This is a genomic window from Parabacteroides sp. AF48-14, from assembly GCF_003477465.1.
GTDB lineage: Bacteria > Bacteroidota > Bacteroidia > Bacteroidales > Tannerellaceae > Parabacteroides > Parabacteroides acidifaciens.
The window spans coordinates 1-25,322 of the sequence record NZ_QUDI01000019.1; the positions used below are offsets into that span (position 1 = coordinate 1).

Annotated in this window: 23 protein-coding genes; 6 read left to right on the forward strand and 17 right to left on the reverse strand. The window is 47.0% G+C overall.

Going from position 1 to position 25,322, the window contains the following annotated elements; all coding sequences use genetic code 11:
* Positions 1-311 precede the first annotated feature (311 nt).
* From DW083_RS10360 to DW083_RS10370, 3 genes are read right to left on the reverse strand one after another with little or no spacing between them, the layout of a single operon-like run.
* Positions 312-1,061, reverse strand: coding sequence for a biotin--[acetyl-CoA-carboxylase] ligase (locus DW083_RS10360; protein WP_122332327.1), 750 nt, complete (start codon positions 1,059-1,061; stop codon positions 312-314).
* Positions 1,054-1,407: an MmcQ/YjbR family DNA-binding protein gene (locus DW083_RS10365; protein ID WP_115501023.1), complete on the reverse strand. Its 354-nt coding sequence runs from the start codon at positions 1,405-1,407 to the stop codon at positions 1,054-1,056. Before DW083_RS10365 ends, DW083_RS10360 begins: the two co-directional genes overlap by 8 nt.
* A gap of 12 nt (positions 1,408-1,419) precedes the next feature.
* Positions 1,420-1,785 (reverse strand): YraN family protein, encoded by a 366-nt coding sequence (locus DW083_RS10370; RefSeq protein ID WP_122332328.1) that lies wholly within the window; start codon positions 1,783-1,785, stop codon positions 1,420-1,422.
* A gap of 70 nt (positions 1,786-1,855) precedes the next feature.
* Here DW083_RS10370 and DW083_RS10375 point away from each other — a divergent pair, with 70 nt between their 5' ends.
* Positions 1,856-2,083, forward strand: a complete 228-nt coding sequence (locus DW083_RS10375; protein WP_115501025.1) for a hypothetical protein — start codon at positions 1,856-1,858, stop codon at positions 2,081-2,083.
* On the forward strand, positions 2,080-2,523 hold the full coding sequence (locus DW083_RS10380; protein WP_115501026.1) for a nucleoside deaminase: 444 nt from the start codon (positions 2,080-2,082) through the stop codon (positions 2,521-2,523). Before DW083_RS10375 ends, DW083_RS10380 begins: the two co-directional genes overlap by 4 nt.
* Positions 2,524-2,533: 10 nt before the next feature.
* Here DW083_RS10380 and fic read toward each other — a convergent pair whose 3' ends face one another.
* The 6 genes from fic to DW083_RS10410 all read right to left on the reverse strand — a co-directional run bounded on the left by fic (position 2,534) and on the right by DW083_RS10410 (position 8,787).
* Positions 2,534-3,412, reverse strand: a complete 879-nt coding sequence (fic, locus tag DW083_RS10385; RefSeq protein WP_115501027.1) for a protein adenylyltransferase Fic — start codon at positions 3,410-3,412, stop codon at positions 2,534-2,536.
* Positions 3,409-3,666, reverse strand: a complete 258-nt coding sequence (locus DW083_RS10390; protein ID WP_115501028.1) for a DUF4834 family protein — start codon at positions 3,664-3,666, stop codon at positions 3,409-3,411. The genes fic and DW083_RS10390 overlap by 4 nt, the downstream gene beginning before the upstream one ends.
* A gap of 54 nt (positions 3,667-3,720) precedes the next feature.
* Complete coding sequence (pssA, locus tag DW083_RS10395) at positions 3,721-4,425, reverse strand: CDP-diacylglycerol--serine O-phosphatidyltransferase (protein WP_122332329.1); 705 nt, start codon at positions 4,423-4,425, stop codon at positions 3,721-3,723.
* Between the two features lie 9 nt (positions 4,426-4,434).
* Positions 4,435-5,097 (reverse strand): phosphatidylserine decarboxylase family protein, encoded by a 663-nt coding sequence (locus tag DW083_RS10400; protein WP_115501030.1) that lies wholly within the window; start codon positions 5,095-5,097, stop codon positions 4,435-4,437.
* A 73-nt stretch (positions 5,098-5,170) separates the two neighbouring features.
* Positions 5,171-8,437 (reverse strand): exodeoxyribonuclease V subunit beta, encoded by a 3,267-nt coding sequence (locus tag DW083_RS10405; RefSeq protein ID WP_122332330.1) that lies wholly within the window; start codon positions 8,435-8,437, stop codon positions 5,171-5,173.
* A gap of 5 nt (positions 8,438-8,442) precedes the next feature.
* Positions 8,443-8,787: a translation initiation factor gene (locus DW083_RS10410; protein ID WP_115501032.1), complete on the reverse strand. Its 345-nt coding sequence runs from the start codon at positions 8,785-8,787 to the stop codon at positions 8,443-8,445.
* A 216-nt stretch (positions 8,788-9,003) separates the two neighbouring features.
* Between DW083_RS10410 and DW083_RS10415 the strand changes: the two genes are divergently transcribed.
* Positions 9,004-10,839, forward strand: a complete 1,836-nt coding sequence (locus tag DW083_RS10415) for a HAMP domain-containing sensor histidine kinase (RefSeq protein ID WP_233552149.1) — start codon at positions 9,004-9,006, stop codon at positions 10,837-10,839.
* Here DW083_RS10415 and ispF read toward each other — a convergent pair.
* Both ispF and porV read right to left on the reverse strand, forming a co-directional pair.
* Positions 10,817-11,293: a 2-C-methyl-D-erythritol 2,4-cyclodiphosphate synthase gene (gene ispF / locus DW083_RS10420; RefSeq protein ID WP_115501033.1), complete on the reverse strand. Its 477-nt coding sequence runs from the start codon at positions 11,291-11,293 to the stop codon at positions 10,817-10,819. The genes DW083_RS10415 and ispF overlap by 23 nt on opposite strands.
* A gap of 30 nt (positions 11,294-11,323) precedes the next feature.
* Positions 11,324-12,502 (reverse strand): type IX secretion system outer membrane channel protein PorV, encoded by a 1,179-nt coding sequence (porV, locus tag DW083_RS10425; RefSeq protein WP_115501034.1) that lies wholly within the window; start codon positions 12,500-12,502, stop codon positions 11,324-11,326.
* A 113-nt stretch (positions 12,503-12,615) separates the two neighbouring features.
* Between porV and DW083_RS10430 the strand changes: the two genes are divergently transcribed.
* The 3 genes from DW083_RS10430 to DW083_RS10440 are packed head-to-tail and all read left to right on the forward strand — an operon-like array spanning position 12,616 to position 15,396.
* On the forward strand, positions 12,616-13,512 hold the full coding sequence (locus DW083_RS10430; RefSeq protein ID WP_122332332.1) for a decaprenyl-phosphate phosphoribosyltransferase: 897 nt from the start codon (positions 12,616-12,618) through the stop codon (positions 13,510-13,512).
* A 1-nt stretch (position 13,513) separates the two neighbouring features.
* A complete protein-coding gene (locus DW083_RS10435; RefSeq protein ID WP_115501036.1) occupies positions 13,514-14,113 on the forward strand; it encodes an HAD-IB family hydrolase in 600 nt (199 codons plus the stop codon).
* Positions 14,110-15,396 (forward strand): DUF6080 domain-containing protein, encoded by a 1,287-nt coding sequence (locus DW083_RS10440; RefSeq protein WP_122332333.1) that lies wholly within the window; start codon positions 14,110-14,112, stop codon positions 15,394-15,396. Before DW083_RS10435 ends, DW083_RS10440 begins: the two co-directional genes overlap by 4 nt.
* Positions 15,397-15,400: 4 nt before the next feature.
* On the opposite strand, the gene DW083_RS10445 is transcribed toward DW083_RS10440, so the two are convergent.
* The 6 genes from DW083_RS10445 to DW083_RS10470 all read right to left on the reverse strand — a co-directional run bounded on the left by DW083_RS10445 (position 15,401) and on the right by DW083_RS10470 (position 25,308).
* The gene (locus tag DW083_RS10445; RefSeq protein ID WP_122332334.1) at positions 15,401-16,300 is read right to left on the reverse strand and encodes an Rpn family recombination-promoting nuclease/putative transposase; all 900 of its coding nucleotides are present in this window, start codon (positions 16,298-16,300) and stop codon (positions 15,401-15,403) included.
* A 218-nt stretch (positions 16,301-16,518) separates the two neighbouring features.
* On the reverse strand, positions 16,519-19,926 hold the full coding sequence (gene porU / locus DW083_RS10450; protein WP_122332335.1) for a type IX secretion system sortase PorU: 3,408 nt from the start codon (positions 19,924-19,926) through the stop codon (positions 16,519-16,521).
* Positions 19,927-19,942: 16 nt separating this feature from the next.
* Positions 19,943-20,557, reverse strand: a complete 615-nt coding sequence (locus DW083_RS10455) for a fumarylacetoacetate hydrolase family protein (RefSeq protein WP_115501040.1) — start codon at positions 20,555-20,557, stop codon at positions 19,943-19,945.
* Positions 20,558-20,561: 4 nt separating this feature from the next.
* Positions 20,562-21,212 (reverse strand): redox-sensing transcriptional repressor Rex, encoded by a 651-nt coding sequence (locus DW083_RS10460; RefSeq protein WP_122332363.1) that lies wholly within the window; start codon positions 21,210-21,212, stop codon positions 20,562-20,564.
* A 326-nt stretch (positions 21,213-21,538) separates the two neighbouring features.
* Positions 21,539-24,061, reverse strand: coding sequence for a DUF6383 domain-containing protein (locus tag DW083_RS23490; RefSeq protein WP_158582108.1), 2,523 nt, complete (start codon positions 24,059-24,061; stop codon positions 21,539-21,541).
* Positions 24,058-25,308, reverse strand: coding sequence for a hypothetical protein (locus DW083_RS10470; protein WP_147382125.1), 1,251 nt, complete (start codon positions 25,306-25,308; stop codon positions 24,058-24,060). The genes DW083_RS23490 and DW083_RS10470 overlap by 4 nt, the downstream gene beginning before the upstream one ends.
* Positions 25,309-25,322 lie beyond the last annotated feature (14 nt).

Below are 25,322 nucleotides of genomic sequence, written 5' to 3' on the forward strand. Positions count from 1 at the left end.
GGTGGGAAAGGTGGGGGTTGTACAGGCCGGCCAGTTCGCCTACTCCGTAGGCATGGATGCGGAAGGTTGTTGTTGTCATTTTCTTGTGTTTTTAATTAATCAAATATACGGAATAAATCTCACATTATCAAACGTTTCCGGTGGTAATCGGTAATAAAAAAACAGGAATATCACCCCTTTTCGTCCATACCTCTTGACGTGCCATCACATTAACGTACGGGCAACGGCTTTATGGATAGAGCAATCAGAAAAATGCCGATCGCATACAAGTTTTGAGGATATACGGAAAGGTGGTTATGTATATGTCTCAGCTAAATAACTGTCGTCACCTCCTTAAAAGCATATCTCCTCCGCTCCCCGTCACGCAGTTGGAGGATCAGGTGGCCGGTCGGCTCGATTGCGTGGATACGGGCTTCGAAGCGGCCGTTTTCGTCGGCATAGGGATAATAGCCGTCACCACGATATAAAGCTGCCATATAAGCCGCGCGGATCTCATCTTCTTTCTCTTGCAGCAACAGGCAATAATAATTGAAGAAGATACGCAGGAAACGTTTCAGGAGCTCTTCGCGGTCGTACGTCTTCCCGGTAATTTGGGTGAGCGATACAGGATTGGGGGCATTGCTCCGGAAAACCTCCTGATTGATATTGAGGCCGATGCCGATAACCGAACAATACAGATGTTGTCCCGACAAATCATTCTCGATCAGCATGCCGCATATCTTACGGTCTTTCCAGTAGATATCGTTCGGCCATTTCACCGTGACGGAGTCGATATAGCCGTCTAACGTCTCCTTGACGCTCAGGGAAGCGATCTGGGAAATCAGGAATTGGCGGTTTGCCGGAAGGAAATCGGGATACAGCAGGAGACTGAACATCAGGTTTTTCCCGGCTTCCGATTCCCATGAGTTCCCCACCTGCCCTTTTCCGGCAGTCTGGAAGTCGGCAATGACAAGGCTGCCCTCCGGCAGTGCCTCCCCGGCAAGCAGCTCCCGCAGGTAGTTATTGGTTGAATTTGTCTCATTCAGCCGGATAATCCGCGGAGTTTCGTTCTCTTTATTCATTGTAGAGTTCTCTTGTTTTCTTCGGCAATTTGGCTATTACTTCACGGTAGGAATGGCGGATCCAGTGCTTGATCTCCTCATCCGGCATATCGCGGTCGAGATAGATCGTGTTCCAGTATTTCTTATTAAAATGATAAGCGCCTTCCACTGCCGCATAGCGTTCGCGCAGTTCCTCGGTGTAGTCGGTACTGCATTTCAGCGACACACACGGTTCATCCGCATCCAACGGCAGAAGCAGGAACATCTTTTCCTCTACTTTAAACACTAACGAAACATCGTCGAAAGGGAAACATTCCGTCGCATTCTTCAGCGACAGACAATATTCCCGGGCTTCTTCTATATTCATATATCTTTCATATTAGCGGCAAGGAGCATAAAACGCGTCTTCGATATGGTCGATTTCATAGTCCTCGCCTCTTTTTATTACGGTAATAATATCGAAACGGACCGGCAACCCGAGATTGAAAAAGCGGACATAGGCATCGGCAGCTGTCACGATGCGGCGGATTTTCCCGTTATCCACAGCCTCCTCCGGCGCTAAAAGATAGTCATCCGAGCGGGTCTTGACCTCCACGACAACCAGTTCGCCGTCTTTCATGGCAACGATATCCAACTCATAATGATGCCAATGCCAATTCGTATGGACAATCGTATAATCATGCTTTTCCAGAAAAACACGCGCAACGGCTTCCCCGTCTTTCCCTGTTTCGTTCCGTTTTGCCATCCTGTGTAATTTGCACAAATATAACGTTTTTCTTTTTTATTTGAGCTTTCAATCTTACATTTGCAGAACAATGGCATTGAAACGTAAATATTCGCCCCCTCAACCGAACCACCCGCGTGTGCACAAGGTTACTTTTATGCTCAACGACGACGAGCAGAAGGCTGTGGAGCGTTATCTTGCCAGATATAAGATAGCCAACAAGTCCCGCTGGTACCGCGAGACGATCCTGTCCCACATACTCAAAACACTGGAAGAGGACTATCCTACCCTCTTCAACGAAAACGAAATGAGAAGATGATCAATCCTTTCAACGACGAATATTTCATGAAGCAGGCGCTGATAGAAGCCCGCGCCGCAGCTGCCGAAGGCGAAGTTCCGGTCGGCGCCGTCATCGTATGCAACAACCAGATCATAGCCCGTGCACATAACCAGACGGAACGCCTCAACGACCCCACCGCCCATGCCGAGATGCTGGCGATAACGGCCGCCGTAGGTGTCTTAGGAGCCAAATATCTGACGGGATGCAGCCTGTATGTGACCGTGGAGCCTTGCGTCATGTGTGCCGGAGCCATCGGATGGGCGCAACTAAGCACAATCGTCTACGGAGCGACAGACGAAAAAAGAGGCTTCCGGCAATACGCCCCGAAAGCCTTCCATCCTAAAGCCATAGTAAAAACGGGCATCCTCGAAAAAGAATGCGCAGAAGAGATGAAGCGCTTTTTTCAGCAAAAGCGCTAAAAAAGGCATATTATTCGTTTTCTTCATAATAATACGAATAATCAATCCCTTTCATAAAGATTTCACGGTCGTTGATCTTATCTGTCAAAGCATTCTTCAGTAACTGTTTCAGTACGCTGCTGTCTATAGAACTTCTTACCATTGCGTCCATGTAATCAGTTTTATTAATCTTGCTCCAATCCACACACTGTTTCAGGTGTTTCTTGAAAATCAAATCCAACCAAATACGCGTACTCCGACCATTTCCTTCCATGAATGGATGGGCTATATTCATTTCCACATATTTATCGACTATCTCGTCAAATGTGTTCTCTGGCATTTGTTCAATTTGCTTTAATGTGTTGCCTAAAAAGTGCGCCACTGCAAACTGAAAGCCGCCTTTCGAAATATTCTTCTGCCTTATTTTTCCCGCAAAGTCATATATCCCTCCAAAAATATAGGCATGGATTTGCTGCAAACTTTTCACCGTCCCGATTTCCGATTCCCTGACCAGGTTACTTTCAAAAAAAGAATATGCTTTTTTCTTACTCTGTCCGTCACTGCTGTTATCGCTATATGTAAACCAATCAAGAAACTTCAGGGCTTTGTTATTTGGGAAATGCTTGGCAAGAGAGATCACGCCGTCACTATCAAACGTATCTGTCAAATATTTCTTTCCATCAGGTGCAGTTAATTTCAGTTGGTGAGCGTCACTAACCAACTGACTGTTCTCTTTTTTTAATTTGTTCTTAAGATATTTCCAATAGTTACGGGCTTTTGTATAATCGTCCTGCCCGTTTAAAGCACTGACAATATCAATAACACTAAAATACCATTTCTCACGTTCGTCGTCCCATATAGCACGAACCTCGCGATCTGCAAAAAAGCGGATGGATATTTTGGGATTCATTTCACCTCCTCATAGTCGACATACTCGCCTTCGTCCTTGGCGAATATCTTTTTACGGGATACGGAAGAAGGTTCTTCGTACGTGCTGCTCCGTCCGGAGGAAGAAGAGGTAGTTGTTTGACGGCGTTGCCCTCCTTTTTTCCCGCTGCTTCCGCTGCCAAACAGGATATTTTTGAACGTACGCAAGATTGAGAATCCCATCAGGAATACTAACAGGATAAAGAAGAAGAACATTACAAACAAAAATTTAAACATACTCCGTCACTTAGTTGGTTTTTATTACACAAACACAAAGATACGAATTCTTGTTTATCTTCTTTTGTTAAAAAAAGACAAGGCGATATAGAGTATAATCGTTCCGGCAATACCCAGAACGCCAAAGAGAGCCACAAAGACCACTGCGCCGCCTACCAGGATGTAGCGAAGTTCGTTGCCTTTCCACTTTAACGACTTGACCTTTAAAGAGAACATCGGGACCTCCGAGACCAACAACAAAGAGAACAGGATCGCCAGAACGATTATCCCGGCAATGAACCCGATGCTGTCCACCGGAATGGAAGCCCGAAACGCATATCCGATAGAAGCCCAGAAAAGAGCATGTGCCGGCACCGGCATACCGATGAAAGAGGTCGTTTGCCTTTCGTCGATATTGAATTTGGCAAGGCGCAACCCGGAAAAGACAGGTATCACTAAAGCCAAATACGGAATATAAGGGGCGGCGTTTCCCAAAGCGGGAACCGTCATACAAGCCTGCTCCAACAGCCAATAGGCAATCATCCCGGGGGCCACCCCGAAACTAACCATGTCGGAAAGGGAATCCAGTTCCTTTCCCATCGGAGAATAGGCATGCAGGGAACGGGCGGCAAAACCGTCGCAAAAATCAAAAACAGCCGCCACGACAATCCACAGGGTTGCCATCGGCAAGTTGCCTTTCAACGCCATCACACAGGCGATGCAACCTGATACAAGACTGCAACAGGTCACTAAATTAGGTATACTTTGTTTGATGCTCATTTACTTCTTTTATTTTCCCAAGCGGGCTATCGGAGTCTGGTTACCGGTAACCTTCTGGTCCATTTCAACCAGTACTTCCGTCCCTACAGGCAGGTAGACATCCACACGGGAACCGAATTTGATAAATCCCATCTGCTCGTCGACGTGGCATTTGTCGCCGACTTTGGCATAAGTTACAATGCGTCGCGCCATCGCTCCCGCAATCTGCCGCGCCAGGACATCTATCCCGTTGCGGGTCGTAATCACAACGGCCGAACGTTCGTTCTCCGTACTGCTTTTCGGCAGGTAGGCCGCCATGAAACGTCCGTTCTGATGCGATACGTGCTTGACTGTCCCGTTTACAGGAAACCAGTTGGCATGCACATTAAAGACGGACATGAATATCGAGATTTGCAGGCATTCCCTGTGCAGTATCTCGTTCTCCTTCACTTCTTCAATCGCCACGATCGTCCCGTCGGCGGGAGCAATCACCAAACCTTCCGAATCGTAGGGGAAGCGGCGGAACGGACTGCGAAAGAAGTTAAGTACCAATAAGAACAGGACAGTGGTGACAAAGGTTGTGCCGTAAAAGACCCATCCTTTGTTGACAGTATGATACAGCGCAACGTCCACAATAAAGAATATCGTGAAGAGCGTTAACAACAGACCTGTTCCTTCTTTATGTACTTTCATTCTGTAATCTAATCGTGTATTTTATCGTAAGAATCTGCAAAAATATTCATTTTTACCGAATAACAAAAATATATCACCCTTTCACAGCTTCTATTTTGCTTAATTCGACATACCAGAGGAAACCTTCCACCTCCTTATATCCCATCTGGCGGATCAGCTTCAGATAGTTGCGAATCTGGCTATGATAGCGTTGGTCAGGATGTTCCCCGAATTTATAGTCGACAACAACAACCCGGTCATCGGTAATCATCACACGGTCCGGACGCTTCGACAGCCCGTTTCCGAACAGGATGTCGACTTCGTTCAGCACGCGGGCCGTCCCGTCATACCAGGGTGCGGCATCCGGCATGTTCAGCAACTCTTCCAGGCGGGAGACGAGCGCCGCCGCTTCCGTCCGGTCGATCACGCCTTCCTGGCGATAGCGTTCAACGGCCTGGGGGATATCCTTCCGCGTACGGATACGGCTCAACACCTCATGCATCAGGGCGCCATGCTTCCGACGGGCATTATCGAAAAAGAAGCCTTTCCCATGCAGGCGCAGTTGCAAGCGATCATCCGGAGAGATCGAGTTCATGCGGCTCATTCCGACCTCCTGCATGCCTGTCTCTTCGGTCTTGGCAACCGGATGCCACCAGTCACCCAACTCGAACACACCTCTTCCGGTATCAAAAGATGCCGGCAACGAGATCAGTCTCTCGCCTGCCCGGGTATCGGAGACCTCCGTATGCAGACCTGCCCAGAGGGCATCCGTCAAAGAGGATATCTTTTCCACCTCGCCTGTTTCTTCCTTGATCTTCTTCGGACGCGGGGAGAATACGACCAACTCTTCTTTCGAGCGGGTAAAGGCGACATATAACGTGTTTAAGTTGTCGATAAAAGCGTGTAACCGCTCTTTAAAGTAATCGGCGGCAAAGATTGTCTTCGCTAACGACTGACTGTAACGCACGGGGACCAGATGCAGGCGGTTGAATGGCATCTCCTCCGGATGACACCAGAGGATCACAGGCTTCGTCGGCTTATGGTCGATTTCCCAATCGCTGAAAGGTATGATCACGACCTTAAAGCCTAATCCCTTCGACTTATGGACCGTCAGGATGCGGACCGCGTTCTGTCCGTCAGGCGTGGCAATCGTTTTCCGGCAACCTGTCTCATCCCACCATTTCAGGAAACGGCTCAGGTCTGCGCTCTCCTTCTGGGTATATTCGGAAACCATATCTAAGAAAGCCTGTACAAAGACCTGTTCGTTCTCCGGAAAGTCGGCGGAGAAGAGGCGAAACAACCCCTCCGTTATCTCATACAGCGACTGGCGGGAAAGCCCTTGCAGGGCCGATGCGATCTCCGGCGGGAAGGTCTTTGCGCGGCTTCCGCATTCGATGCTGTTCGTTTGCGGCCCCGCATCGGGTGCGGGAACAGCGTTCAGTATCCAATAGGAGTACAAGGCGATCTGTTCGTTCGTCCTGTCGTCCGGGTTCTTCAGGTAGCGCAACAGGGAAACTAAGAAGCGGACCGCCGTCGAACCGCTTACAAACAGGGCCTCATCGGAGATTATATCGTAGTTATAATGGTCGGAAGGATGTTCTTCCTTATATGTCAGCAACGTATCCGCCACCTGCGCCCCTTCCTGGTTGGTACGGACGAGAATGGCAATGTCTTTCAAGGCATATCCGTTGTCCTGCAGTTTTTCAAGTACGCCCGGCAAACGTTCCAAAGCCTCTTCCTTCCAGTCTTTTTCGTCATCACCGGAGAGGAATTCGATCCGCACATGCCCCTCTTTCTCCCGGAAAGGCGGAGGAACCTGTTGGAAACTATTGTCGTAGGCGGACATGATCTTGGTAAAATAGGCCGCCCGTTGTTCTTCCGTCAGGGAAGAAGCGGAAAGGGCTTCGTTATACATCCCTTGAAGCACGCCGGGCAATGTCGTGAAAAGGGCATTGTTGAACATCACGATATTCCGGCAACTGCGCCAGTTATCTTTCAAGGTCTCTTCACGGACCTCTTCGGGCGAGAAGTCGGCCTGTACCTGCTCATCGAGCAGCTTCCAGTCGGAATTGCGGAAACGGTAGATACTCTGTTTCACATCTCCCACGATCAGGTTATCCCGGTTATGCGCCAAGCTTTCTTCAATCAGCGGACGGAAGTTATTCCACTGCATCCCGCTGGTGTCCTGGAACTCGTCTATCATATAATGGTCGACGTGCGTACCGGTCTTTTCATAGATGAAGGGGGCATCGCTCCCACCGATCACCTTATTCAACAGTTCGGTCGTGTCGGCTATCAGCATCACATTCTTTTCTTCCCGGTAAGCCGCGATCTGGCGGGAAACATCCGTCAGGATTCCCAATGTATAGTAATAGCGCACAATCTCACGGGCCGTATTATAGGCGGTCAGATCACCGAACAAGGCGACAATGCCTTTGATACAGTCGTTCAACCCGTCTTCAAAAGCACATCCGATGATTTGCCGGGCGCCGAGCGAGGTCGTCTTCGTAAAGCATCCGTCCAGATTATCCGCCAGGCCGATAAAGGTGGCTGACGGTTCCTTCATTTCCCCTTGCGCCAAGCGGTCGAAAAGGGTCAGGGGCGAACGGCTCCCTCCCTTGAAGTCCGTTGGTTTGAGTGCATATTTAGCCAGAATCTCCAATCCGCGTTCCCCCAATTCTTTGGCGGCAGTCTCCACAGAACGGATGATGCCGTAGAGAGCGTTCTTATAGTCATCCAACGCTTTCTTATCTTCTATATCCCGGCCGACTTCATCACTGAAAGCCTTATAGCTCTCCTTAAAAACTTCCCGGCTCAGGGACATGATGTCTTTACGGAGGTTCCACTCCCCGCCGTTCTCTATCTTGTCTTCCGCAAACCGGAGCAACCAGCCTAACAGGTCCTTGCTCTCGGGCTTTTCCAAATCCGACAGCAGGTTGTCGATAGCCGTAGTCAGCACCAGTTCCTGGTCCATCTCGATGCCATATCCTCCCTGCAAGCCAATCTCGCGGGTAAAGGCACGCATGGTCTGTTGGAAAAAGCGGTCGATCGTACTGATATTAAAGGCGGAATAGTCGTGCAGGATATCGATCAGTATCTTTGCTGCCTGCTTCCGGACCTGCGTCTCCGTGAGCGAATAGGTCGAGCCGAGCAATTCCACATAATCCGATTTCTTGCCGGAGGCTAAGTTATACAGTTCATCGATGATACGGGTCTTCATCTCGTCCGTCGCCTTATTCGTAAAGGTCACGGCAAGAATGCGGCGGAAAGCGCCCGGCCCGGTGAACAACAGGGTCAGGTATTCCCCGGTCAATTTGTGGGTTTTCCCGGCTCCCGCCGAAGCTCTGTAGACAGTCAGCATACGGTTCAGATTATACGGCTCTTGACGTAGCCTTCCTTTTGCAATATCTCCAACACCTTCGGACGCAGATCACCCTGCACGATGATTTCCCCTTCTTTGGCGGAACCGCCGACACCGCATTTCACTTTCAGGAATTTGCCGAGTGCTTCCAAATCGGAAGTCGTCCCGCGGAAACCGGTCACCAGTGTCACGGCTTTTCCGCCCCGGTTCCTTTTATCTAAAGAAATACGCAACTGCTGTTTCTCTTTCGGAAGTGTGTCTTCTTCCTCTTCATCACCTGTGTTATATTGAAAATCCGGGTTGGTGGAATACATAACCCCCAGACGCTCTTTCCAGTCGTTTGTCTTCATATTTACTCTTTTCTTTATGGGTTCAAATCTACAAATTAACACCGGGATAAACAAGATTACAAACAATAATACCTATATTTGCATAAACTTTATGATTTTCAAGCACCTTTATCATTTTGCCAATCGAATATGAGAATAACAGGGTATTTATTCACATTTCTTATTCTTCTGATATGCAGGCAGGCACGGTCCGCCCAGCATACAGATGAAGACTATGTGCTGGTAGTACATTCTATCAACTTTAATGAAACCTGGACACATCAAACCTATGAAACCATTCAAACCCTGATCACCCAGGAAGGGCTACAAGTCAAAGGAGAAGAGCTGCAAATTCCGATAATCAAAGATACAACAGAGATTCTGAATAAGTTGGCCTATCTACGGGAAGAATACCCGCTCCCTCCCCGGGCTGTCGTCTGCATCGGCGATCCGGCATGGCTCGTCATACGCCCTCTGTTCGATAACGAATGGAAAGGCGTCCCCAGTCTGGTTTGCTATTCGCGGGGCATGGTTCCACGGAACATAAAAGATATGGTGGAGCGCAAGCTCGACCCCCAGGAAGCCATGGTCCCGACATCCACAATCATAAAAGGGTACAATGCTATAACACTGAGCCAGCCGCTTTATATCCGGGAGACAATCGAAATGATGCAAAAGATGCAACCCGAACTGAAGAAAGTCGTGTTTGTGAACGACAACCGCTACATCAGCATCCTGACCCGCCAGGAAGTGCAAAGCGTATTGGAAGAGCAATTCCCGGACCTTCAGTTAGACGTACTCTCATGGCCACAGCTTTCGACGGAACATCTGTTGGATACGCTCACGACCTACAGCAACCAAGATGCCGGCATCATCTATTATTCCTGGTATGCGGCAAGCCAGAAAGGAGAGAACCATTACCTGATCGACAACGTACAGAAAATGACAAACAGCTTTTCCAATCCTCCCGTCTACGTTATTAACGACCTCGACATAGAGGGAGGTAACTTTGCCGGAGGGCATTATATCTCGGTTGAAGACTTCAACAAGACTGTCATCACCTATCTGCTGGAAATGCTGAAAGGCAAAAAGATAGATAACACGCACGAACATATGGCCGGGACTCCCAGGACCTATTTGAATTACCAGCATCTGTACAGGCATGGTATTTCCCCGTCCCGCTATCCCCAGAATGCTGTCTATTTCGAACAGCCCCCTACATTCCTGGAGAAATACAAAGTCCAGATTATCTGCGGGATTGTCATCCTTATCCTGTTGATGTCTGTTGCCTTCCTGCGTATCCGACTGCTGATCCAGAAACGAAAAACGGAAGAAGAACAACGGGAGAAAGAAAAGATAGAAGAGGCAAACCGCCTGAAAACGGCATTCTTAGCGAATATGAGCCACGAGATACGTACGCCGCTGAACGCAATCGTCGGCTTCTCCAACCTGATCGCCCAGGGAGAATGCCCGGAAGAAAACCGGGAAGAGTTCTGTAAAACGATAGAGACAAACAACGAATTGCTCCTGCAGCTTATCAACGACATCCTCGACCTGTCCAAGATAGAAGCGGGCAAACTGGACTTCATATATAGCGACATAAATGTTTCCGAGATGTTCAACCACCTGATGCAGGTGTTCCGTGACAAAACCAAACCCGGCGTGGAGCTAATATGCATCCTGCCTGAAAAGCCTTACGTTATCCATTCGGAGAAGAACCGGCTGATGCAGGTTATGAGTAATTTCCTGACAAATGCCTGTAAGTTCACATTTAAAGGTTCCATCACAATGGGATATGAGGAAACAGAAGGAGGATTGCGTTTCTATGTAACAGATACGGGGAAAGGGATTGCAGAAGAAAACATCCCGCACGTATTCGAGCGGTTCGCCAAGTTCGACACCTTTATCCAGGGAACGGGACTCGGCCTCTCCATTTGCAAGACTATCATAGACTGCCTGAAAGGAGAAATAGGGGTAAAATCGAAGGAAGGGAAAGGAAGCACTTTCTGGTTTACGATCCCCTGCGAGCCTGTGTCGGGCGCAGACTCTCTTACTTCTGAATCAAGACCGTAGCGTAGGCGGCGATTCCTTCCTGCCGTCCGGTGAAGCCTAACTTTTCGGTGGTTGTCGCCTTAATGGATATATCTTCGACATCCACTTGCAGGACTTGCGCCATCACCCGCTTCATTTCGGGGATATGCGGATTCAGTTTCGGACGTTCGGCTGCGACTGTCGCATCTATATTGCCTAACGTATATCCGGCATCACGAAGCAGTTCCATCGTATCATAAAGAAGGATCTTGCTGTCTATATCCTTATATTCGCCTGCCGTGTCGGGAAAGTGGTAACCGATATCGCGCATATTGGCCGCCCCCAAAAGGGCATCGCAAATGGCATGGATCAACACGTCGGCATCGCTATGGCCCTGCAAGCCCAACGTATGCTCGATCTTCACTCCGCCCAACCACAAATCGCGGTCCGGCACTAACGCATGCACATCATATCCAAAACCCACCCGTATCTTCATAACTTTCAATTTTCAATTCTCAATTTTCAATTACCTAAACAGATTCTTAATCCCGTCCATATCGAAGGACAGAGAGAAACGAAGTGTCTGGTCCAACGGGTTCTGTGGAACGGTACTGATCAGATAAGCGGCATCCAACTGGAAAACGCTCATACGGAAACCGGCGCCGACAGAGAAATACTTACGGTTACCGACATTCGCACTCTCGTAGAAATAACCGCCACGAACGAAGAACTGTTCATTGTAGCTATATTCGGCTCCGACCGAAACCATCACCTCTTCCAACTCGCCCTTAAAGCCGTTAGGAGAATCGCTAAACGACTTGAACATACCGGAGATACTGGACAAAGCCTTGTAGTCTTCCTTGCGGGTGGTAAACTCTTCATCCGTCTCTCCGTCTTTCTTCTGCGGAACGGAAGGAACCATGTATTTACTTAAATCCAGATAAACGCCGATACGGTTATACTCGTCGATAGGATAAAGCAAACCGGTACCCAAAGCTAACTTGGCAGGAAGGAACATATTGTTCGTACCTTCGTCATACGAAATCTTACTACCGATGTTCGACAAGTTGAAACCGAAACTCCACAAAGCTTCCGCACTGCCCATCATCACATACTTCTCCAAATATCCGGAGATATCGGCTGCAAACGCATTGCCGGCATGCTTCAACTCATTCGGGTCGACACCCATATCGGAACGGATATAACGCAAAGCAACCGCCATTGAATAGTTTTCCGACAACTTACGGCTATAACTCACGTCGAACGCCATCTCATACGGGTTTGCATAAATAGGCTGGTCGCCGATGTTTTCATACTGCGGCACTTCACCCAAGGAGAAATAGCGCAAAGAGGCGCCAACCGCCTGCAAATCATTATCCCCTATTTTATAGTAACCGGACATATTCACCAATGCCACGTCGTTGACCAACTTGCGCAACCAAGGCGTATAAGACAGATTCACCCCTGCCTTGCTATACATAAAAGCATATTTGGCCGCGTTCCAATATTGTGAACCGATATCCGGCAAAGTGGAAACACCGTTATCACCCATTCCGCCGCCACGCGCGTCAGGAGCGATAATCAAGGAAGGCACAGCCATTTCGATAGGTGAATATTTAATATCATCACCTTCCGCCCACGCTGTTGCGGAGATGAAAAGACCAAGCAATATAACGAGTGTCCCGATTCTGAATTTACTTATCATACGTTTTAATTTAATTGAACCCTGCCGGCAGTCCTTCGCCGACTGTATTATAAACTGAATAATCCTAACTTTATTGTATGCTCGAATAAAATTCCTACTTTTGCCCTTTGAGTATGAAAGATATGCAATCGACAGGCAAAGTTAAAGCATTATTTCTTTTGATGCGCCCTTCCCAATGGGTAAAAAACATCATCTTGTTTCTCCCTCTGTTCTTTGCGCAGGAGATAGGGGCTTTGGACAGGCTGCAAAACGTTGCGCTCCTGTTTGCCGGTTTCTGTATGCTTACCAGCGGCGTCTATGTGTTCAATGACTTAATGGATGCGGCGGAAGACCGCTTGCACCCCGCCAAACGGTTCCGCCCGATTGCCGCTCGCAAAGTATCGCCGGCAGAGGCTGTCGGTTTCATGCTCCTTCTTTACGGCATAAGCGCTGTATGCTTCAATTTTATACAGACAAGTAGCAACCTCATCTGGTTGCTGGCGGGAGGATATATCCTCCTGAACCTGGCTTACACGCTTTACCTCAAACAGGTGCAGATCATAGACGTCATGATTGTCGCCTGCGGTTTCATCATCCGTCTGGAGGCAGGAGCGACGGCGGGAGACATCGAGTTGTCCCACTGGCTGATCATTATGACTTTCATCCTCTCCCTCTTCCTCGCCTTTGCCAAGAGAAGGGACGATTTGCTTAATTTCATGGAGACGGGACAGGTTTCCCGGAAAAATATTACCGGCTATACGATCGACTACCTGAATGTAGTCCTGTCGTTCCTCTCCTCCATTATTGCCGTGACCTACATCCTGTACACCCTTTCGCCGGAAGTGACGGCAAGGAGCAGCGAGTATCTGTATGTCACGATCCCGTTCGTTCTGGCAGGCATCATGCGATACCTGCAAATCATCCTGGTGGAAAAGAGTAATTGTAACCCGACCGATATTTTGTTGCAAGACCGGACGTTGCAACTGACTGTCGCGGGTTGGTTCGTCGTATTCGCTTTACTTATTTACTGATATGCCAATAGCTGTATTCGACTTTGACGGAACGATCATCTCCCGCGACTCCTTGCCGGACTTTCTGATGCGGACTTGCGGACGGACAGCGTTCATCCTCCGTCTTCCCCTGATAATCATATTGAAACTAACAGCCCTGACAGGCATCCTCTCCACACACCGGGCGAAAGAACTTGTCTTTTCATCCTTCCTTCGCGGAATGAGCGTAGCGGATTTCCGGCAAGCTTGCCTGCGATATGCCGCCCGCATACCGGAGTTGGTTTATCCTGCCGCTTTGGAAGAGATTCGAAAGCACCAGGAAAAGGGTGACAAAGTCGTCATCATCAGCGCCTCCGTACCTGACTGGATACGTCCTTGGGCGGAAACAGTCGGAATCCGGCAGGTGGAAGGAACGGAACTGGAGGTCGAAGGCGGTGTCCTGACAGGACGTTTTTCCACACCCAACTGCAAAGGGACCGAGAAAGTCCGCAGGCTTCGCAAGCTATATCCGGATGTTATTTCCGAGACTTTATATGTGTATGGCGACAGTTCCGGTGACAAAGAACTGCTTGCCATTGCCGACGTTCCCCATTATAAACCATTCAATAAACGACAAAGATGACGATACCTTCCTGCCTGTCCACCCTGCTGCGCGCACTCCGAATCGAGTGGAGAGAGACGAGACGAACCCTGTTTCCGCCCAGTTGGACAGAGGCCGGACTCTTTCTTTTCTTCTTCCTTCTTTATGGGATAATCGGCTACTATATGCTCTTTTACACAGAGCTGATAGACGTTCCGAACGGAGGGCCGGGCAGCTATTTAGGCTATGACAACCTGTTCCACCTGCATACACGCGGAGGGGCGTTCGACGTCAGCCATCCGTTCTTCAGCTTGTTTCATTTGTTGAAAACCCTGTTGATAATCCTGTTGACAAGCCTGTTCAAAGAGAAAACCGGCGGTATTATCTGTCTGGTGCTGATGAACCTGTTGATAACCGGCGGTCTGGTGCTGATCTATCGTTACCTGAAACAGATTGTCCAGGTCTCCACCCGCCGTGCCTTACTGCTCACCGGATTTACAGGTTGTTTCTTTACGACTGTCGTCTTGTCGTTCACAACCGAAAGCTATCCGTTCTCTTTCTTCCTGCTTGTCTTTTCCCTGTTAATGCTCTCGAGGGAATATAAACTGACAGGATATATAAAGGGACGGACCATCCTCTTCCTTTCTTTCCTCTGTGGAGGAATCACGATTACAAACGCAGCCAAACCGGCAATGGCGGTATTCCTGAACAAAACGCCTTTCCTGCATAAGATACGGACAGGCTTCAAAGTGATGCTTCCCTTCGTCGTTTGCGTAGCCGTCATCATGGGCTTTTACACGCTTAAAGCAAAGTTGTTCGCTCCCGAAGGACCCTCCCCGATCGAAACAACGCAACAACTCGGACAGTATTTCATCCACGACGAAACATTCAGCAAACAGGCTTTGATCGATTTCTGGGGAAACACAATCATGAGTACGCCTCTGACGCAACAACAGGTCGGCCATGAGGTGGTGCTGCGTCCCAGCGAATATCTACATAGTTGGAACAATGCGGTGGTCGTGCTCCTGTTAGTGTTGGTGGCGGCCTCTGCCTTGCTCAACCTGCGAAACAAGTATGTACAGCTATTGCTTATGTATCTGAGCATCGACTTCGTGATCCACTTTATTATCCGCTACGGAATGAACGAAGCCATTCTGTTCGGCGGCCACTGGATGTTTGCCGTCCCGATGCTGTTAGGCTGGCTGTACAACCGCCTCCCGGTCCGCATGTACCGGATATTGGACTGGACCGTCATCGGCTTCTTTGTCCTGACTGCCACCATGAATACGTTGGAGTTTATGCGGTTGTGGGAGGAAGTGGGGTAATTGTTTACAAGGCAAGGATTTCTTCTTTGGATAAGCCCGTACAATTTACAATGGTGTCTACATCCAACCCTGTGCGTTTCATGTTTATAGCTGTTTGGCGCAATCCTTTTGCTTCGCCTTCCGCTAAACCCTCTGCACGGCCTTTCGCCAGACCTTCTTCCCGACTGGCGTCAAGAGCGGAGAGCATATCGCGTTCGACAGCCAAACTCAGTTCGTATTCCAAACGTTCGTTGGCAGACATCCGCTCGATTTCCACTATACTTTTCAACTTGCGGAACAGCTGGTTGTTCAGTTCTTCGGGTAAACGGTCCATTATATCTATATTATTCAACACATACAGCCATTTAAGATAAATGCTATTGCACTCTGACAAAGGTAACACAAATTTCGGCATTTCAAAATACACTTCATTCAAGGTTTCACTGAAAGGGACCTTCAATTCGCGATCCATTCGCACCACATCCCAACGGTATTTATGGGGTAATGACGGTTCCATAACATAATTAAGGATGCAGACGATATAGACTTTGCTGATGCTGTAATCCCAATAAGCCTTCTTAGGTTCGTCTTCCAGACACGCGATCTTTTCACGTGCCACGATACTCTGTTGCTGAATCGCGAATGAGGCATAGTAGAGAATACGGTCAGAAAAATACTTCTGCCGCGCTTTCTGCATCTCCACGATAAAAAACTCACCTTTTTCATTTTCACAGAAGATATCGAAAACGGCTTTGCGCTGGTCATGCTTCATGCCAAGCATTTCCACATTACGAAATGTAATATTAACGATTACTTCATCTTGAATAACACTGTTTAAGAAACTAATGATTAGATCTTTACTGACCTCACTGCCAAAAATCAACTTGAAGCCGTAATCCGAGAAAGGATTGATAAATTTGCTCATAGCTAAATAATTTTAGTTGCGTCCATTTGTAGACGTGCTCAAATGTAGACATTAATATTCACATACTACCCAGAAAGAGGATTTAATTTATCCAAAGTCATGTTTTTCTTAGAGTAAGCGCCTTTTAGCTGCTACCCTATAGCCTGTTGACGGATGGGCCATAGGCTATATTTTTTCGGACGGGAATCATATTTTTTCGGACGGGAACGAAAAATGTATTACTCTCCTAATATTATCAACTTCTTCGCAGTCGTTGCCTCTTTGGAGTTATTGGTGCTGATGGCTGCCCGGTAGATATAGACACCGGGACGCAGGCGTGCACCGGCTCCGTCGGTCAGATCCCAGGAGACTGAATAGGCACTGAAGAGATCGGACGTACCGCTTTCTTCATGTTTCCAATAGAGACGGCCTGCCAGATCGTAGACCATGATGCCTACCCGCATCCGGCTTTCCGGGCGGTTATGTGTGATATGGAAGGTCACTTGCCCGCGTGCGGGGCTTGGGGTTGCTACGACATCGACCAGATTGGGCTTCAGGCCTTCGACAACTTCAAAGGTGAAGTTTACTGTTTGGGCATTATTCATTACATCCCAGATTTTAAACTCTCCGGTATGTATTCCCGGTTTAAGGGTCGGAATGCTAAAACCGACAAATCCTTCTCCCGCCACCGTCGTCGAATTCTCATAATAACTGTTTAAAACGTATGTCGTAATAGGGCTTCCATCGATTACCAATGTTATGTCATGGCCAACACTACTTTCAGTTATATTAATACCTGTCTCATCCCAAACCTTTGCATAAAAATACGGGGAACTGTTCACTTGTCCGCCATCGACAAAAGTTGAGTCATTGAGGAATAACGCTCTTATCTCCGGAGGATTCTTATCGTTTTCCGGGTTATCAGAAGTACCTCTGACCGCATAATCCATAAAAGCACCCTGCGCCTCATTACCGGTTGTCTCGTCCAAAGCATACAAGCTCATTTTACCAAAGTTTTCAGTAGAATAAGAGATATCTTTAGGCACTACAAACGAGAACTCAAACTCCCCGTTATTTACCACTCCGTTTCCTTTATAGATGATATTCAGGTAGTCATCGTATGTTACCTTTCTAACGACTGTTTCACCCCCCACCTGAACCGTATTATTACCTAAAGTCGTTACCGATGTACGATTATCAAAGACTGTCGCATACATGGTCCCATTGAAATCCGATTGTGGAGTTCCATCCGAATACACTTTTCCTTTTACCACAACCTTATCCAATGCTCTTAGCGTGACCGTTCCTTCCGAAACATCCTTGCCGTTAACCGTGCTTACAGCCATTTGATATTTAGGATATGCAAGACGCAAAGCCGGGTCGCCAATCAAACTAAAGCCGAGTTTACGAGAAGAAGATAATGCATTTTTAGTATCTTTTAAAACGCCACCTAATGTCTGCGAGGTTCCCCGATTTTCGAACAATGAACGGATCAACTGTGTATTAAGATTGGCATTCGAGAAGGTATAAGCTACACGTGTCGTAGTAAACAAGGCGATACCTCCGCTCTTTTTATTCAGGAAGACCGATTCGCCGGCAGAAGTAGCGGAAGCATCGAACGGACAAAAGTCACAAGTCGCCGTTATCCAGATTGGTAAACTGGAATAGTCCGCCTGCATGATATCATTCTGAGTAATTACTTTCTCATCACTGAGGGCAGTCGTCCCCCCGTGACCGGTATAGTTGATCAGGTACAGGCCATCCTTCAACTTCTTCTGTATCGTAGTATTTACATCCGGATAGGAAGCCTGGCCACCGGAAGAACTCTTTTTATAAGCATCGAAAAACACTTTGGAAACGACATAAGACGGGTTTGTCTCTTCAATAAGGTCAGCAGTCTTGTTTGCGTCTTCTTGATGAATGGTATCAAAAGAATCTGCATTACTGCCGTCATCCGCTATAAAGCAAACATTATTCTTCCAAGATCCTGCTCCGTCATTATTCATATAAGAAATAACTTTATCGACCGCAATTGTAGCCTCGGATACGGTACGAACCGGGAAACGCCCGACCCCTATACTCATTTTCTTGGAATTAAGATTAGCTAAATTATCAGATGTATCCGACTTATTTGCATCTTCCAGAAATGCAAAATAATCATCCACCACATACGAATAAGAATTCAACGAGTTTACGGTCTGATACGTCAGCAACATATTACTCATATCAACCGATTTCCAAGCAGAAGTAAGTTGTCGGTTATCATACGAACCGTCTCCGAAGAGCAGAAGATATTTGGGAGCATCAGCTTCCGAAGTCTGCCGGTCGTAGAACATTTTCATAAAACGGCGATAAGCGGTTGCGTCGGGCGTGCCACTGGAAAACTCGTTATAGATCGTTTCCGGAGCTACGACTTGGACTGTCAGGTTGTCTTTTGTCCGGTGCGCTTCAGCCAGACGTTCCGCTTGGGCAGCCAAGCCGGGCTGGGCAATTATAATCATGTCCTGTTGAGCCAAAGCATGGAGGTTCTGGTTTGCGACTTCGCCAACCGTTTCAGGCGCTTTTATCTGGGAGGGTTTCACAACAACGAACTCGCGCAAATCCGTAGAGGCGGGAATCGTAAACGACAGCTCTGTCCCGCTCAAAGTCGTTTCCATCTGTTGCGGGTTAATGCCGTCGGTTACATCAAACACCAACGTGTTTGCATCTGCGCCCTGGATAATAAAGCGGGAGGCATTCCCTCTTGCGGCAAGGCTCCGGAAAAAGGTGTAAGCATCATACACCTTCAATTGCCGTTTCATCTGCAGACGGAAAAAGTTCAGGCGCACGTTCTTATGCCCGGTTGTATTATATTGAATATCGATGTTTACTTTTTCATTCTTGTCGGCCGTCCAGTTTGCAGTCCTGTAAACTTCTGTCGCCACGACATATTCATCGGATGTAGTATTGAAATTACCCGAGATCAGTTGGTTCTTATCAACACTCATCGTAACGCCGCCCGTATTGCCACTCGCACGTGCAATAAACGAAAGGGTGACTTTCCCAGCATCGTTCGTAATGCCGGGAATCGTGACCGTGTAAGAGCGGGACAAGGTTGACTCGAACGAGTCGCCGTACAACTCACGGCCCGAATTATTGACAGACACCACGTCGTCGTCCTTCACCATATAGTCGTCGAAGGTCGTCACCTGCAAAGTCGCCCCGTCGGCGGAAGCTGCCTTTTCCATCGTCCGCCCGGCAGTCTCCTTTTCGGTCACGAAGTAATATCCGTAGTTGGAATAAGGATTATTGGTGTGGACAAAGGAAGAAGAAGCATATTCCCATTTACGCGGTCCTTTCCCATAGAACAAAAGGTAATCCGCATTCTTCCACACCGCCACTTCCGGCAGGTCATCCACATAAGTCTTAGAGAAATCTTCATCAAGCGGCCAACCGCCATACCCATAGACGGCAACCTTGTCGAGGTTAGAAAAGCCCATCTTCTTCAGGTCGGCCAGCGTCAGCTTGTAGATACCATCTTCTGCCACTTGTATCTTCACCCATTTACCGGAGCTAAGCACCGATTGGGAAGCATAACGGCTACCGTCCGCCCAGGCAGAAGCCAGCAGACCGAATACAAGCAGCAGGGTATATAAGATTCTCTTCATATGTTCTTTTTCCGTGTTATCTCACAAAGAAATCCAGCAGCTTCTGCTCGCCGATATATCCCTGCAAGTGGTCGTCTATCTTGACCGGCCCCACGCCTACCGGGGTTCCGGTGTAGATCAGGTCACCTATCTTCAGCGTAAAGAAACGGCTGACATACGCGATGATCTTGTCGACCGGGAAAAGCATATCTTGTGTGTTCCCCGCCTGGACGGTCGTCCCGTTAATATCCAGATGGAAAGGAATGCGGTTTATATCGCCCACACGCTCCACGGGAATAAACGTCCCGAGAGCAGCCGAATTATCGAACGCCTTACTGATCTCCCAAGGCAGACCTTGCGCACGCAGTTTGCTTTGCAGGTCGCGGGCTGTAAAGTCGATCCCTACCGTCACCTCGTTGTAATAACGGTGGGCGAAACGTTCGGCTATGTTTTTTCCCAGCCGGTCTATCTTTACGACAATCTCCGTCTCATAGTGTATCTCCGAAGAGAAATCAGGTATAAAGAACGGCTTGCCGTCCTTCAGCAACGAAGAGTCGGACTTCATAAAGATAGTAGGCTCCGATAATTCTAACGAATGATGCAGCTCTTTATTGTGGGCGGCATAATTCATTCCTACGGCTATTATTTTCATTATGTCAGTGATTGATTGAATTCAAGCGGTTGAACATGACGGCAAGGTGGGCGTACATGGAGGTGTTCTGCACCACGATATCTTCCGGAACGCGTATCCGGAAGGGGGTAAAGTTCCAGAGCGCCTTAATGCCTCCGGTGATGATATGGTCGGTCACTTCCTGCGCCTTATCCACCGGAACAGTGATCACGCCGATTGTAGCACCGAACTCCTTTTGTTTGGCGGGAAAATCATCCAGATGATAGACCGGAATACCGTTGATCCGGGTTCCCGCAAGCTCCCGGCGCACATCAAAGCCGGCGACAATCTCCAGTCCGTACTGTTTCAGACCGGAGTCTTGCAACAAGGCTGCACCCAGACTACCGACACCGAACAGGAATGCCTTATGCTGTGCCGTGAACCCTAAGAAATCTTCCAACACATCCACCAGCGTACATATCTCATATCCCACACGTGTCTTCCCCGAAATATTCACAAAAGAGAGGTCTTTCGCCACCTGGCTGGGGTCCACATTTATCTCTTTGGCAATCTGCGTAGATGATACAAAAGTCTCCCCTCTCCCCTTCATCAGCTTCAAGAAGGCAAGATACCAAGGCAGCCTCCTGAGCGTCGGCTCCGGTACTTTCCAAAGTTGTTTCATTTCATCGTTAGCCATTCGTCCATACGTATTGATGTAGCTCACAAAAGTACAATTTTTTTCTTAGGGAATAGAAAAATAGAATACAAATACGAAACGGGCTGTTTCGTATTTGTATTTATATCAAAAAAACCTCCCCGGTACTACCACCAGGGAGGTTTCATTTTGTGTCTGCGTTTTCTCTTCACAGGGATACTTGCAGATGAACTTTTTTACTTTAGTATTAATACTCACCGCTTGTTCACCCGTCACAGGATAATTAGCTCAAGAGCTACACGGCAAATTATAGAATTATATGATTAAGAGAGACGGAGAACCACTCCGCCTCTACCTAATGTCTGTTTTTATTTAACGATAGCTTTAACAGCTTCTTCACCTTCAACAGCTACAACAACTACACCGGCAGGAGCAGCGATTACAGCGTCGCTTGAAGTGATGACTGTGTTAGCAATTATCTGGCCTAAGATGTTCGTGATAACAACTTTCTTGCCTTCAGCGTTAGCGATTCTTACAGCGCCGTTCTGAGCGATAACTGTTACTTCAGAAACTTCAACACCTTCGTTAGCGGTTGGAGCTTCAGCAGCTTCAACTTTAACAACCAATGCATCATCCTTAGCACCCATTACCAATACACCATTCAAATTGTGTACATATTTACCTGCACCATTCATAATGCAATATTCATCTATTGCACCATTTTTGTCAGCCTGTACAAACTGGAACTGGAAGTTAGCAACACCAGCCTTAACAGCATGTTTCAAACCATCTTTAGATGTGCCATTACCAGCAGCAACCGTGTCGATCTTAGCTGTAGCATCCGGAACCAACAGAGTATCCTGAGCCATGATAGAAGCTTCGCGGAAGATTACGCGTGTTTCACCACCGAATACGAACGGATTTACAGTTTCGTCTGCATTAGCGGCAGCAGAGTCAGCAGCATTGTACATGTACAGTCTCTTAGCAGCAACAGCTTCAGTTTCTTCATCACCAGCAACACCGGCAACGCCTCTTGTTACATAGTAAGAAGGAGTAACCTGATTTTCATATTTTGCTGTATCCAACCAGAATGTAAAGTCTGTGATAGTAGCTGCTTTCAGTTCGTCACCAACACGGGCTACAATAGCATTATTCTTAGAATCCATTGCTACATAATCGTTGTTCAGAGCCTTAACAGTTACGTGTTCAGGCATTGTCATCAGAGAAGCAGGAGTATCTTCTTCACCTACGAAGAACAGGTCATTCTTAAGTGTTGTCAATGCAGTTGAGTGTTCAATTACAGCTGTCTGAGCATTTACAGTTACTTTGAATGCTGCGCTTCCTACAGCCGGAACAGTTGTCTTATAACCCTTGTTATCAGCAGTCGCTTCAATTGCTGTTTCAACCGGAGCCAATACATAGCTGTCAGCAGCATCAGTTGCGATGAAGTAGAATGCATATTTTACAATTGCACCGTTCTTCGGGGCTTTTGTTGCTGTTGCAACATTATAAACAAGAGAAGAATCCTTGCTTAATACAAGCTGAGTCTTTGTAGCATTCAATGTCAGATATTCACCTTTCTTATTCTTGATGAAGTAAGCCTGGTTGTACAGCTCTTCAATGTCTTTTACTTTTGCACCATACTGAACAGGTTTAGCTGTTGCAGCTTCCAGTTCATACAATACTTCGTCTTCAGCCAGTTTCAAAGTAGAGTCTTTCTGCATATGCAGGAACATATCTTTCAGATAAGGAGAAGCAGAGTGGATCTTGAATGACTTGTTAACCAAATCAACATCAGCAATATTCTTGAATCCGATAAATTTGCTTGCCTTTTCAGTTCCGGCAGCAACCAACTGGATAGAGTCACCAGCGATTACGATGCTGTCACCTACTAACTGGTCAGCCAAACCTGATTTGTAGACTTTATTAGTTGCACGGTTCTTAATTGTATAATAACCCTTATCTACACCAGCAGCTTTTTCAACTACGAATTGAGTGTACGGATTGAAATCCTGACCTGCAGCCAGATAGTTAGAGCTTGTATTAACCGGGCTCTTATCCAAGAACAGACCTTCGCCCTTGTTCTTTTCACCAGCTCTGTATTTCTGGATATCCTTAATATAATATACCTTTGTTACATCGATTGTTGCAGAACCACCCATTGACGGAGCAGTAGCATACTGCTGAATCAGCGGTTCAGTATAACCTGCAGCTTCAGGATCAGCAGCGTCATAAACAGCAGTAACAGTCAATACATCTACAGAAGAAAGGTTACGAAGGGCGATTGCACCACCTGGTACAGATTGCAAAGCTTTTGTTCCATCATAGAATATATCTTCATATTCAGTTACCGAACCAGGAGTTACTTCATATGTAACAGCAGTTAAAGCTGTTGTTAATGTAGTAACTTCTGTAACATTTGCTGAATTTGCAGCAATAACTAAGCCTAATACTCCATCGTTAGCAATAACAACCTTACCATCTACTATAGTAGCAGCAAAAGTAGAATTTCTTCCTTCTGATGTACAAGTACTTACCCAATCGTTATAAGCGCTTACCAAATTTGCAAGAAGAGTACTTAATGCTGTATTTACAGCAGCTAAAGCAGTCTTCTCATCGGTTATCGTTTTACCAGAACCAACATATGTAGATGCAACATCCCCTTTGCCTGAATTATCCAAAGCCAAGATAGTTGTTCTAGCAGCAACAGTAGCAGAACTATTATCTATAGTGTAAGCTTCTGCTGTATAAAGATCGAACAATGTTGAACCTTTTTTGATCTCATCTGTTTCTTCACCCGCACCAGTAGCGTCAACCGCACCAGTAGCTACCGTAAAATAAGTATCACCAAAAGTAGAAGCTGCAGTAGCTTGTGCAGCCCAGTTAGTCAACAAAGTTCTAACTTTCCTAAATTTTCAGCAGCAGTGTTATAAGCCGCAACAGCCTCTGTTGCCTCATTTGTTGAAATAGTTGCAGAAAAGTCTCCAGTTGGAGCCGAACCTGCATTTTTTATCAAATAGCTCGGAGTAGCAACCGCTTTCAAAGCAATAGAGTCATTACCTACATAATAAGTTGCAGAGAAAGCAGCTGTTTCAGGCAAACGTTTTGCAAAAAGTTTGCGGTCTGTTGTTGCTTTTACCAGATCTCCTGCATTTGTTAATGCCTTGGTAGCATTAAATTCCGGTTCGTAGCCGATTGTATCGACTGCCAACTTATTATACTTACCGGCTTTATCATTAAACAATGTATCAACAACCAGGAAATACTTTTTGTCGATTCTGGCATCATCACCTGTTGCAGACTGATCATTTGAATGACCTTTTACTTTGCTTCCGTTTGTCAAGAAGAACTGAGTAGTTCCTGAAACTGTAGCACCTGAAGTAGCATAAGGAAGAGCTTCCCAGCTATTTGCTGTCAACACGTTCTTTTCTGTAGAAGAAACATCCTTACCACCATTGAAATACAGTTTCCCGTCTGTCAATAACTGGTTGAAAGTCTTTTCTGTCAATGCCATACTTTCAGTAACCGGGCTGATAGCCAGTTTCATTACATTGGAAAGAATGCTGTTAAGTTCACTTGCAACAGCTTTACCTTTATAAGAAACAAGCTTAAAGTCGTCGGTCAATGTAAACACAGAGTCACCAGAAACAACATAGGGAACACCGGCATCAGTCAATGCCCAAGTAGCGTTACCACCGTCAGCAATAGCATATGCTTTAGTAGAAACTCGGGCATTACTTTTATCTGCACCAGTCTTAGCCTTATTATCATTCTTCAATTCGAACGCCAAAACCTGCTGTGTCTTCTTATTGATAAAACGATAAGCAGGAACACCTGCAGGATCAGAAGGTTTGATTTCTTCAATCTGCCAAAGAGCAGCATTGATACCATCAAATACATTTTCACTGTAAAAAGAGTTTTTTATTCCCTTAAAGCCAGAAATATCACTACTTTTTTCAAGAAAAGCCAATTTCGGGTTATTTCCATCCTTACCAAAAGACAGCACAGAACCATCTGTTTTTGCCAAGAACGCGAAATCGCCACTTTCAACATCGCTACTAAGTTGTGCGAAGGCGTTGAAAGACGATCCACCGGCTACCAGAACGGCAGCCAAAAGAGTAGAAAATCTTTTGTTCATAATCTAAATAATTT